6 protein-coding genes are annotated in these 13,020 nt (G+C 35.3%); all 6 read right to left on the bottom strand.

Going from position 1 to position 13,020, the window contains the following annotated elements:
- Positions 1-6: 6 nt before the first annotated feature.
- The 6 genes from brxL to V7077_RS04755 all read right to left on the bottom strand — a co-directional run bounded on the left by brxL (position 7) and on the right by V7077_RS04755 (position 13,015).
- Positions 7-2,052 (bottom strand): protease Lon-related BREX system protein BrxL, encoded by a 2,046-nt coding sequence (gene brxL, locus V7077_RS04780; protein WP_335498920.1) that lies wholly within the window; start codon positions 2,050-2,052, stop codon positions 7-9.
- Between the two features lie 27 nt (positions 2,053-2,079).
- Positions 2,080-4,641 carry a BREX-1 system phosphatase PglZ type A gene (pglZ, locus tag V7077_RS04775; RefSeq protein WP_335498818.1) on the bottom strand — a complete coding sequence of 854 codons (2,562 nt, stop codon included), beginning with the start codon at positions 4,639-4,641 and terminating at the stop codon, positions 2,080-2,082.
- Between the two features lie 69 nt (positions 4,642-4,710).
- A complete protein-coding gene (pglX, locus tag V7077_RS04770; protein ID WP_335498816.1) occupies positions 4,711-8,223 on the bottom strand; it encodes a BREX-1 system adenine-specific DNA-methyltransferase PglX in 3,513 nt (1,170 codons plus the stop codon).
- A 15-nt stretch (positions 8,224-8,238) separates the two neighbouring features.
- A complete protein-coding gene (brxC, locus tag V7077_RS04765) occupies positions 8,239-11,820 on the bottom strand; it encodes a BREX system P-loop protein BrxC (RefSeq protein WP_335498814.1) in 3,582 nt (1,193 codons plus the stop codon).
- Between the two features lie 18 nt (positions 11,821-11,838).
- Complete coding sequence (locus V7077_RS04760) at positions 11,839-12,405, bottom strand: DUF1788 domain-containing protein (RefSeq protein WP_335498812.1); 567 nt, start codon at positions 12,403-12,405, stop codon at positions 11,839-11,841.
- Positions 12,406-12,418: 13 nt separating this feature from the next.
- The gene (locus tag V7077_RS04755; protein ID WP_335498810.1) at positions 12,419-13,015 is read right to left on the bottom strand and encodes a DUF1819 family protein; all 597 of its coding nucleotides are present in this window, start codon (positions 13,013-13,015) and stop codon (positions 12,419-12,421) included.
- Between the last annotated feature and the right edge of the window lie 5 nt (positions 13,016-13,020).

The following is a 13,020-nucleotide window of genomic DNA, read 5'->3' as shown; positions in this document are numbered from 1 at the left end:
GAGTAATTAACCAACACCCAACGCTTTATACACCGCATCAATCGGATCCGAAAAGAATATTGGTTGAACTTTAATTAACAAATCCGCTGGAACTGTTTGAAAATCCACTACTGATGATGCTGGAATTAATACTTTTTTAGCCCCCGCATCCAGGCAAACTTGTAAAACGTTCGCAAGTTCCTCTACCTTTTCAATTGTTCCTCCAACAGTCATATTTCCTAAAATAACGGTGCTTTCTTGTACAGGCTTTTCTAATGCTCCGGAACACAATCCAATTAATTCAGCAATCGCTAATTGTGGAGTTAAACCAATACCTCGTAGATCTGCAATATGCATGAGGTAGTCTTTTGTTTTGATTACTATTGAACCGCTGATACTCTTACTGTTAGCAGTAAAGTATCGGTAAGCTGTATCTAAACTTTCTTTAACGGATCGATTAGACCCAACTCCCGACTTTTCAAATTTCCCAGAGCCAGATACAACCTGGTTTTCCAATTTAAAGACTCCAATCATTCCAGATTCACCCACACCGACTGTGTAAACGTGTCCTGGTTTGCCCATGCCTTCAGGAATCAATTTGCCTCCACCCTGCTCAGGAACAGATACATATTCCTCTTGCAATGTTTCCCTATCTATATAAGAGAACATAACATCGTAGAATTCCATGCCACCGATCTTCTTTAGTTGTTCTTTTACACGTCTACGACCTTCAAGAGCATATTGAAGAACTTCTTCAACGTCTTCTCTTGTGTATTCTCCATGTGGATATAACAGCTTCATAAAACCTGAAACTGTTTTTCTTACAGCGATAACATCACGCTGATTCAAATTATTTCCGAGTTTAAAAAACTGGTCAATAGAATCACCGAAGGATCTCTTTCTCATTTCTCTAAAATACTCAGCTAAATAATCGACAATGAACCCATAACGATCTGTGAAGAAGTCTGGTCGCATCTTTGGAATTTCCCATCCTGGAAGGTAGTAGTGCATCCGATCAAAGAAAGCAGAATCGTTATTCATCTCTTCAGGAAATGGTGCAAATAAGTGTGATGTTTTGATTAAAGAATCAACACTTTGATTAATATTTCCGACAAAAACCATAGAAGCAGATGCCGTTTTCTCTTCTTTTCCTCTGGCAAAGGAGCCACTTGCCATAAAGTCTTTCATTATCTGAATTCCGTCTTTATCCTTGAACCTGATTCCAGCAACTTCATCGAATGCTACCGTATCCCACATCCCTACAAGACCAACTGTTCTTGAAGACATATTGTAAAACAGATTAGCTACAGTAGTTTGTCCACCAGACACTAAGATGGAGTTTGGCGAAATCTCCTTATATACATGTGACTTTCCTGTTCCTCTTGGGCCGAGTTCGCACATATTGTAGTTATTTTCTACAAGCGGTACGAGGCGAAGAAGTAAATGCCATTTAACACGATCATTTAGTTGAGTAGGCTCCATACCAGTAGATCGGACAAGTATATCAATCCATTCATCCTTGGTAAATTCCTTTCTCCCCTCAATGATTTCGTTAAGATCCATATTCGGCATTTGAATAGGTTTTAGATTGCTGATGCTAAATGGACTCATATTCTTTTGCTCTTCATCATAATAGTAGTCCATTTTTAACATACACCAAATTCCACCAGCCAAGAGCTTGTCATATTCCTTAACGTAGTTGCTTGAAATCGGCACATCCTTTAGACCTAAGTTAGAGAACTCCGCTTCATATGTGTCTTTCTTTGGATTTAATCGGACTGACACCTTATCAATTATGGAATACTGACCTATCTCTCTAATCTTACTTTTAATCTTTTCTGCCTCATCTGGTCTTACAAAGTTTTCTGAAAGGATTTTCTTAACCCTTGCCACACCTTCTTTGATACTTTCATCATCATCAGTGGCCGCATACATACCTAATAAGTATTCAAGTACATAAATAGGTACGTTAGCACCTTCTTTAATGAGCTTTGTAAGATCTTTTCTAACCACACGGCCTGCAAATACTGAATTTAGCTTTTTATCTAATTCAATCACATTCACTTCATTCATGTTTTCCAAAGGACTCCCTCCCTTACTTTAGAAATCGAAGTCGCTGACAATACCCAAATTAATGTTAAACGGCATCTTTTCCAGGACTACACCAGTCTCTATGTCTTTTATGGTTAGGTAATAATACTTGTTTTTATCATATGTCGTCGTTTTTAGGGCAAATCGTAGTTTAAATGTCCGTTCTTCAGGGTTTTCAGATGTTCGATCACCGATGATTGTCTCTTCATTTGAAATAACCGTATCATTTCCATCTGCCATAAAAACTAATACCGTTCTCGGAACAACCTTATCTTCTACTTTTTCCGTTTGGAAGAAAGAAAGATGGAATAAGCTATTCGTAATTTTACGTAAAGAGCTTGTCAACTTGATATCCACTTTAACAATTTCTCTGCTGTTAGCTTGTCCCTTGCGAATATTTTTGTAATTGATTAAAGGAACAACAACTTCCTGTAGACTTGCTCCCCCATGAACAAAATTCACACCAGAACCCTGTATCTTAAAACGGATGGTTGATTTCGGAACATGAACCCTTAGTTGATGATCATTTTTAATGATAGAATCCATATTTATGTTGAGAATCCCATCCATCTGTCTATTTTCCTTTGAAAGAATGTATCTTCTTTTCAATTCTATAGCCTGGATATCCTCTTTTTCAATTTTATCACTTTCTACTAACGGCTCTCTTTGATAGACAAATCCATGATCAGCTGTTATTAAGATGTTTGTTCCAGACAAATCATCTCGAATGATTTTTATAAGTGTGGAGATTTCATCGATCGCCTTTTCAACCGCATTAAACGTATAGATTTCAGTAGATGCTTTGTCCCCCATGGCATCGATTGTATCATGGTAAATGTAAATCAACTTTTTCCCTTTAAAATGCTCTCTTCTGCCTGCTTTGTTCATGGCAAACACTTCTTGTGCATGGATGCCAACACTATCTGCAACTGTAGATTCAATGATTGCCTTCCGATTATCCAGACCACTTGATGACTTTCCATCAACCAAAACCCTTACGTTTTCATCGATATCTAAAACCTTGTGCGGTAACAAAGAAGCCATGCCGAGTTTTGTAACAGAAGGAAGAACACTAAGGATTGGTTCGATCTCACACGCACCTAACGTTTCTGCATTCAGCTTCTCCACTATCTCTACTCCGACTTCGTATCTTAAAGCATCTGAAACAATGACAAAAGTCCGTTCACCCTTATACACTTTTGGAGCAACATATTGCTTATAAAATCCCTGCTGATTTGTAATCCCTGGAAGAACCCACTGATCTTTCATATCCGTTTCTACAGCCATAGACCAATGTGAGCTTAAATCTCCCATATACCAATTAGTATAGAGGTTTTCTACCATTGTTTTTAACTTCTTCAAAATCTCACTATTTGGCTCATTATCGAATGCCACATAAAACTTACGATAATATGTATCCATGGAGTGATACTCGTTCACATAGTTCTTCCAAATATCAATCGCTGATGCTTTTGGAATGCCTGAGCTGTATTTCTTATGGAACTCGTACATCTTCACTGTGTAGAATAACGCATCAAAGATGTATTGGTATCTTTCGTAAAAATGTCTCACTCTTCTGAGATTAATGAGTTTGGTGTATTCCTCATAGTCTTCGTGCAATGCTTCAAGACTATTTGCAATATAAATGATGATAGCTTTATCGAAATAAGGGAACGTATCTGCCTTCTTAAACGATTCAATCGGAAGTTGGCGAACAAGATCCGATAATTGTAACTCTTGCTCTATCATTTCTGCCAATTCATTGTAGATCGCATAGTCTACCTTGTGGTGCATCCAATGATCAATAAATACTAAGGAATTTGACTTGTTTCTTTCGGCAATAAAACTCTTTACGTTTGTAAGCATTGACTCCTCAACCGAATGACTAAGTGCAGTAAGAGTTAGATGCATAAAAAGAGTCTTTAGAGTCTTGTTTTCCCTATCGTAGTCATATAAATAAGAGACGTACTTCCAAAACACATTAATATCAAAATACTTCACCATTGAAGTTATGTACTTATTTTCTTCTTCTGAAAGGCTTTCCTTTAATACTGTTTTTAGCACTTCTTCAAAATCAGGTGTTTTTAAATTACACAAAACACTCATGATGGCGATATCAATGATCTCTTCCGAATAGACCTGAATCCCATAGGACTTAAATCTATGTGTATTCTTTTTGTTGAAAAATTTCTCATACTTCTTCACAATCGCTCGCAAGGATGGATCAATTCCCAAGTCGCTTAACAACAAAGATATCTTATCTGCATAAAACGTCTTTGAATAGTAAACCGTATCCATAAGCCAATTTTCTTCCCCACTCAAATCATCGTTGGTATAGATAAGGTAATGGGATGTCGTATCTTCCTCTTCAAGCAGATATTTTGTGTAGAAGTTGTTCTTTTCCGTTAGCTGATGAATCTTTACCTTATCGAGAAATACTTGTTGGATTTCCTCAACAAATTCCCTATCCTTATCCAACCAAAAAACAATCTTTCTTTGTTCACCATCATTAAGCGATTCATTAAATGTGGCTGTTAATGTGGCAATCACCTGTTCTAAATTCAAGTCCACTCACCCCTCTACAATAAACTCCATAAAACAAGGATACACCAGTCATCACTGATATATCCTCATGACTGCTTATATTTTTGCTACAAGACCTTTAAACATTTCATAATTTTGCACTACACCTTCATCCAAATCAATTTCGATTTGCATATCAGCCATGTGATGCAACAATTCATCGTACTCTTTTAGTTCTTCTATCTTCTTGTCTAATACCTTTAGTTCCTTCTTAGCATTACTAATCTCTTTTGTTGAATAATCGCCTTCAATTATGCTTAATAGATCCTTCTTCTCAGCGTCAAGCCTAATTTGGTATTCGTGGAGATAATCAGTACGAATACGAGATAAAGTTGTCTTGTCATATCGGTGCATATAAATTAGGCAGTTAAATGCCTTCTGTTTACCAGAAGTAAATAACCAGTAAATCGGACGCTTTTGATATGTTTTAACATGATCCTTGAAGAAATCATTTAAGAAATAACGTCTAATTGTTTCTTTTGCGGTCTCACCTTTTTTCTTCCCAAGTATATCTGCAATAAATTCAAGATTTTTGAACAAATTTCCTTCACCAAATGTTACTTGAACAAATTCAATGAACCTTGAAACAATATCATCTTCAAAATAAGTACCTGGTAATACAGGGAGTATATTGTCTTTATCTGCTTTGAATAGTTCATATTTATTATGCTCGAACTCTCCACCTGCATATATTAGACCATCCTTATCTAAAGAATACCGACCAAACATACAGCCAACAGAATAAGAAATGAAAGCCCTTATATCACGCTCTAAATCAGCATTTCGAATTGTTAAGTCTTCATGATTAACTTCTGGTTTATAATCATTTTGTAAACCATAAATATTAATAAATATTCTATTCAACTCTTCCTCATTATTTTTAAGCAGTTCAAACTGATCATCGGTAAAATTCTTCCATTCATTAAACGCATCTTGTAGAATTATTCCTTCTCTATACCTACGTACAAGAGGGTTGCACTCAAAATCCCAACTTGTTTCAAAGCTATCCCAATCAGTTTTGGAGATACTAATGTTTTGATATGTCAATTCCAAGACTTTTTCTTTAAATTCTTCGTTTATTATTATTGGTAGCTTTGCAATTTGTCCTACTCCATAATGGATTGTTGGTGCTATGAGTTTACATATTTCCTCAGAAACAATACTATTCCCAAATCCAAGTAAATATATCAGATCGTCTAAATTCCCAAATATACTGGGCCCAGCATCATTAAAAATCTGCCCTGCTTTCTTATATCTAAATGAAACTTTTTTAGAAGTAATATCATTCCAAGTAATACATTCTTTAAAATAATAATCTGAATTCCTAATTACTGCATTTTTATAATTTTTCAATTCACTTCCATCTTTTCCCCAATTTACAACATATTCATTATTGCCATACCATTTACGATATTCTCCTCCTTTGTTAAGAGGAAACCATTTTTTGTTACTTATTTTTACTTGTTCATTACTATAACAATTAAAATCCAAATTATTAGTAGATACCTCAGTCCAGAGCCTTACATAAACTGCATCATTAGCAGTAGTTAATCCCTTTTTAGGATTCACAATATCATCTAATCTGTTAGCATTCTGAAAAATATTTATTATTCTATCGCTTACCCAGTATGCAATCGGATTTCCTGGGATTTTACTGAAATCATTAAGGTCAAATGAATAGCGATACGAAACTTCTGGATTTTGAACTGCTTCTAAAGTTTTTTTAGGTTGATTCTCAGCACCTCTAAAATCAGAGAGTCTAATATATTCTCCTTTTATAGAACTATGATAATTACGCATTGTAAAGGTACATATAGGCACAGTTGCTTCATTGAATCCTGAATATTCTAACTGCACCAAACTACTTATAGACTTGTTATTTATTATGTTTTGACGTAACTTTTCATAGGATAAAATAAACATCCATACAAAAGGAGTCATAAAACCTATAAGGCCATGTCTTTTTGTAGAATAAAAGCTGTTTTCAATAAAAGCTGAAAACATATCTGCCTTTACTTCTGAATAATTTTTTGCCAAATAGTCTGATGCTTCATTGTTTAAATATTTGTTGGCTAAATAAGGCGGATTTGTAATAAGTACGTCATATTTTTGCTCTATAATTATTGCTTGCTTTAATAGATTATCTAATAATCCTTGCGTTCTTTCCCTAATCTCATGCTCAAATAAATCCACAGAAGATGTATCATTTATCTGCTGTATTCTATTCTTGATAAACTCCTTATCTAATTTCTCGATTTTTATTAATGAACCGATAGACTTTGCATTTTTAAATTGTTCAAGAAAGCTCTTCATCCTATCAAAACTTCCGCCTATATTTTCTCCTGCCAAATACTCAATATCTTCATTCGATAATTCGTTTGTTTCTTTAAATGACGCTAAATTTAAAGTCAGGCCCTCTCTTTCGATACTTCTAAAGAATCGACTATTATACTCTAATGCCTTCATAACAACAGAAAAACAAGCAAGTTGATAAGCTCGATCATCTATATCTAAACCATAGAGGTTTTTCTCTATAATTAACCTTGGTATTTCTCTTTCCATATATCCACACTTGCTGTATATTTCGTACAGAACATCGAACATATAGACAAGAATATGTCCACTACCCATTGCAGGATCAAAACACTTGATATCCTCTACTTTAAGTTCTTTATTAATGTAAGGAGCCAGTTTCTCCTCAAAATCTGGTTCTGGATTTGGGTTCTCAAGATAGAATTCCCAATTCCCTAATAGATCTCGGTGTTCAGGATGTGATTCCACCCAATAACGACCTAATGAGTTTTGAACCATATAACGAACAATCCAATCAGGAGTAAAGAGTTGAGTTGCAAATGGGATTTCTTCTGTTTTATATTTCTTTTTGGCTTGTATTACTCGATCTTTTTCTTCGGCAATATAATATTGATACAACCAACCAATAACTTCAACCTTTTGCCAATTGTCCGCTGGAATGAAATCAATATCAATCATTTGGCGAATAAAGGAGTCCTTTGCTAACAATCCTTCTGGAAAAAGAATCTCCGTATAATCATCAATAGTTTTAAACATAAATGGTAAGAACCTATTTAAATCGTTACAGTGCTTAATAATTAGATACTTGAACAGTTCTTCTGTTTCATTGTTTAATTTCAGATTATAGATATGCTCTTTATCCAATTCAACCTCTAAATCCAATTCCAATGCCTCATTTATCATGTCCGGATCAGCACTATTTGGATTTGAGGAAGATAATACCCTTACTCCAGATGGTAAGTAATCATTTACTTCCATGAAACGTAATGCTGTAAAACGGTTAAACCAAGTATAAGCAACTTCCTCCATTACCTGTTTAAACCCAATTTGATTAATACGAGAAATTAACTTATCCCTTTGAATTTTCTCTTCTTTTAAAAGCTGCCTGCCATCTATAAAGATGGCATCCGAGCTTTCAACGTCTGCTTTTTTTATTGTGTCTTCGGTAATTCCAATTTTCATTGCCTTTGCTTCGACTTTTTTCAGGAGTTCCTTTCTGGCACTTGTCGCAAAGGTCTTCAGGGCTGATTTATTCATTCTTACATCTCCCGACTAATCAATGAACTCGATTTCTTTATTCAACTTAATGATTTGTTTTAACTTATTTGATAACGTGCTGATGTACTTGTCTACATCCTCTTCTGAACGTAATTCCTTCACTACAATTAGTTCTGAGGCTTTAACCTTTTGCTTTTGAACGGTTGCAACTTGTCCACCGCCAGTTTCGTTACCGCCCCCATCAATTACTACAGGAGGTGTAACGACAGTTCTTCTATGCCATTCCTCTATTTCAAGATTAATCTTCCGTTCGTATTGTTCTTTAAAACTTGTGCTTTGAGAAATTGTCGCATCTACTTTATAAATATCAACAAACTCTTCCACTTGTGCTATTAAGTCAGGATAATATTGTTCGACTCGTTCTTTTGTTTCGTTCGATACGCCATACTGCTTCGCTTTCAGAGAAAGGTAATCATAATCCAACTTGATTTTCTCTTTTGCATTTTCTTTTTTCTCCGATAGGACAAGATTAATTTGATCCTCAATACCTTTTACGATTTCAGGGATCAGCTTTATTTTCCCGTAAGGAATTGAATCATTTAAGATGTCTGTCAATTTCTTAATGTGATTTTCTGCTTCGTTTCCAATGAGATAGGCTTTGTTTTCTTGATACTTATTGATAGCTGATAGACCTTTATCAAATATATCCTTTTGATCTGTACCAAAGAAACTCTTGACGTAAGTCATGTCCTCTTCCCAATAACTAAGGTCTTTTTGTAGTTCTTTCATCTTTCCAAAGAATGATGCATTATCTAAACCCTTGTGGAACTCACCGAAATAACTTAATCCTTTGTCAAGTAAGCTCATACCTGGGTATTTTCTGCCTTCGTAGCGAGCCTTGTATGCATGAATTTCATTCATTTGTTTTTCAATCAATGATCGCATTTCTTTTACTAAACCGTCTTCGTCATCTGGCAAATCGGTTTTGTTAAATACCTCTTTGCACACCTTCTTTGCTACCTTAATGAGTGCTTCATCTACTTTTTTTCTTTTTAAGATGATGCCTTTGTCGGCTTCAGATGTTTTTGTTAAAACAAAGACAATCTTGCTTGCATCTACTGCTGGCTCCAGGTACTCCGAGTTATAGCGAATTCGAATTTTTTGATCCCTCAGTAGCTCAGCAATAATCCCTTGGATATCAAGCTCTCTCCATCCATAAGGTTTGTCGTTGAAACGCTCTACAATCATTTTGACTCGAATTTGCTTTTGAATCGAATCTTGAAGGCTAATAAAATCAGAAATTTCTTTGATGGCTAGCTCATTTGGTACTTGTTTCATGACTGTACTTAATGACAATTGCTCTTCTTTAGAGTTTAAAATTGAGCGAAGTTCATTTTCAGTTCCTATAAATTCTTTTACATAGGTTAATTTTGTATAAACATTGTCTACCAATGAGTGTAAGGCTGTATTCATTTTCTCTTTTACTGTTGAGCCTTTGACAGCCACTTTATCCCCATTGATAAAAAATTGACCGCTTTTAACCGCCTCTTCTAATAATTCACGTACTCTACGTCTTCTTTCTCGTACCTCAGCCTGTTTGTTGTTCAAGATGTTCTGAATGCTCTCAGGAAGTTGAGTGATATTTTTTTTCTTACGATACTCCTCAATTCTTAGCACTTCTTCCATCTCATCGATATACGATTCATTTCCACCCAATTTCAGTAGTAATTCACCGTTTCCAGACGACATCATCATTAATTCATGTTCTGATTTTCCATAGTGGTCTGATAATGGAGATAGAATATTCACCCCAATATTGGATGTTTGATTTCCGTAATTCTTTTCATCCATTTTCTGATTGTAAGAAAATGAATATTCGGATGAATAACGGTACTTTTTCTCTTCATAAAGGTCTAGGAAGATATAATTGGCAAGTTCTCTTTTAATCACATCTTCATCTACATTGATTGTCTTAATTTCTCGGTTGATATCTTGTTCATCATCGGTTAGGAAGATATAGAACTCTCCGTTTTTCTGAACAAGCGTTTGAGAAATGAGCTTTCTTAAAGATACTTTTATTTTTTCTTTTAACTCTAATTTATCTTCATCAATGCTTGTCACCATAAGGGTAGCAATATTTTCAATATTCGCAGGAAGCTCTTTGATGTATTTGATCATAAACAACACTTTCAAGAGGTTTATGTTAAATTCATCATCTTTAAGTGCAGGATTTTCGTATGCTCCCTCAATGACTCTTGAAATAGTCGGATTGAGGAATTCTTTAATCGTGTCGTAGAATGCATAGAATGGAATTAACAACCCTTCATCTGCATCCTTATAACGCAGTCCTGCCTCTTTAAATGCGGATAGCATGGATCGTTCCCCTTCTGATAAATGCTTACCAGAAGAACCATGTCGTCTTACTTGCTCAAATACATTTTGCAGTAGTTTGAATTGATATGGAATAAAAGGGTAAACATCTGCAAATTCTTGTTCGTTGTCGTAGCCCCTTAAATCCGCAGTGCTTTCTTTGAAACTAATTAAATTCTTCAAGATGGCACTTTTCTCTGGATAAATGACTTTCAACTTATCGTTAGCAAAGTCTTTCTTCAAGAGAATACGCTTCTTAATTACTTCATCTACTGAAATCGATGAAAGCGATAATCTCGTATCAAAGCGGCCCTGAATACGGGAGAAGTCATCTCCTTTTACCTTAACGATGCTATCAATGCTCTCTTGGGAAGTTACCATGATCCAAACTTTCCCTTTGGCAAAAGTACCCAAGTCCTCCGCAACTGTTTGCAGATTAAGCATGAGACTACGGCTGTCCCCAATAAACTGACCGATTTCATCCACTAAAAACACAAGATGAAAGTTCTTGCCCTTTTGATCGATGTACTCCTTTACATCCTTAGCGAACTTTTCAATGCTAATCTCAAAATTATTTACACCGTTCTCAAACCAATTTCGAGCTGATTCTTCTGACATATCTGTTACCTTTGTTAAGGCTCCTATCACGTAGTCAGCATCGAAATAGAAAGTGTTGCGACGATCAACCCATTCTTCACCTGAAAGAGCATTAAACTCGGTTTTAAACTGTTCGTAGACACCTTTTTGATCTAAATATTTCTCCATTTCGGCAACGCCAGGTATGTCTCCAAAATACCCTCTATGTTCATAGAACACCTTCATAAATACACGTAAAATCGAATCATCTTTCGACTTACTATCCATGGATGCCTTTGAATCTATATTGAACAGAATTACTTCTGTCTCAATATCGGCAGTTCGATTCATGTTTGCCAGAACTAAAGGATCTTGTATTTTATCTTTGAAGAACTCAATGGCTTTTTTGTTTTTTACTTTCTTGTTTTCAATCAAGTACGCAAGGATTTTCAAGAAGTGAGATTTACCAGATCCGAAGAATCCGCTAATCCATACCCCCATTTTATCTGTAGTTCCATCTATGCCCTTTTGATAATTCTCATAGAATTTGGATAAGTGCTTATGTAACTCTCTTGTCACAACATATTCATCAAGCTCTTGATAGATATTGTCCTCATCTGTTTGTGCGACTTTGATAACACCTCTTATATCTCTTTCTATGTCTTTCTGAAACATATCTCTTATGATCATTTTGTATCCCCCTCTTCTCTAATCGACTAACGGAAATGCTCGGTAATAGTTATCATCCTTGAACTTATTAAACAAGTGAAGCGATTGACCATCATATCTTCCAGGGAAAAACATGATAACAGGTATCTTATCAATGACTTCTTGAAGATTGTTTAAAATCGTATGCGAGCGAACAAATGGATACACCTTGCCCACACCTGTAATAAATACGACATTGTGATCACCCAATTGCTCTTTTATTTTGCTCAAAAAGATATCGGGCTTGGCAAAGATAGACATGGCTTTAAAAAGGGCATCCTTTCCCTGCTTTTCCTCAACCTGAAAAACTCGATCAAAGATCCGCTTCTCTCTGGCAATGTCAATCAACATTTTGTATAAATCGAATTCGATGATTTTTCTCCCAGAGCCTTCAAATCCAAATTCTTTATGTATATGCTTCACATAATCCCGAACCACTAACTCCTCAGTTGGTTCATAATCAAAGATGTAAAAACTAATCTCATTACCAAGTCCTCGACCTTGGATAAACTTGTCCTCTTTAATTTTCGGGATAATCTTGTCCAATCTACGGTTAATATTCGCCATTTTTCTATTCCTTTCACTCACCCATTGCTTTCAAATAAACCATATCACCGTTTTTCGATATATGACGCTTTAAGTTTTCATCAAATAACAGCCTATAAAGCTCACCTGTTTTTTTATTTTTTAGTAAGCCTGCCTCAAAGAGTAATTTTATATATACCTGTTTCAATTTATTTACCGTCAGTTCAGTCCACTTTGCCATTTTCTCGTCTTGCTCCGCCTTTGAAATAAAAAATACATTCAAATCTTTCTTTTCAAGCAGATTATTATTTGCTTCCAGCTTTTCACGAATAACTTCGTTCATAAATTCAAAGAAAAGCCTATCTGTCTTCATAATTGCATATAGGTTTATAATCTTACCCTCTTCTAATGGATTATCTAGTATCCATTCCTGCAGTTGATCATCTAAGGCATTTGCCCTTCTAATGACAGATGGTACAATTCGTTTAAGACTGGAAGTAAATTTATATTCGAAGACATTATCCTCGATTACCTTCTTCTTAATTTCATCATCTGACAGCCCTTGCCTTTTAAGCTTCAACACTTGCTTTAATTCGTACAATAAAAAAGAAGCCCCAGTGAGTGTCGCACTATAATCTAATTCTTTAGTCATGCATC

Origin of the sequence: Neobacillus vireti (assembly GCF_036962465.1) — a bacterium.
In the GTDB taxonomy this organism is placed as follows: Bacteria; Bacillota; Bacilli; order Bacillales; family Cytobacillaceae; genus Neobacillus; species Neobacillus vireti_B.
Note: the sequence above shows the minus strand (reverse complement) of the source record. Positions and strands in the feature narration are given on the sequence as shown.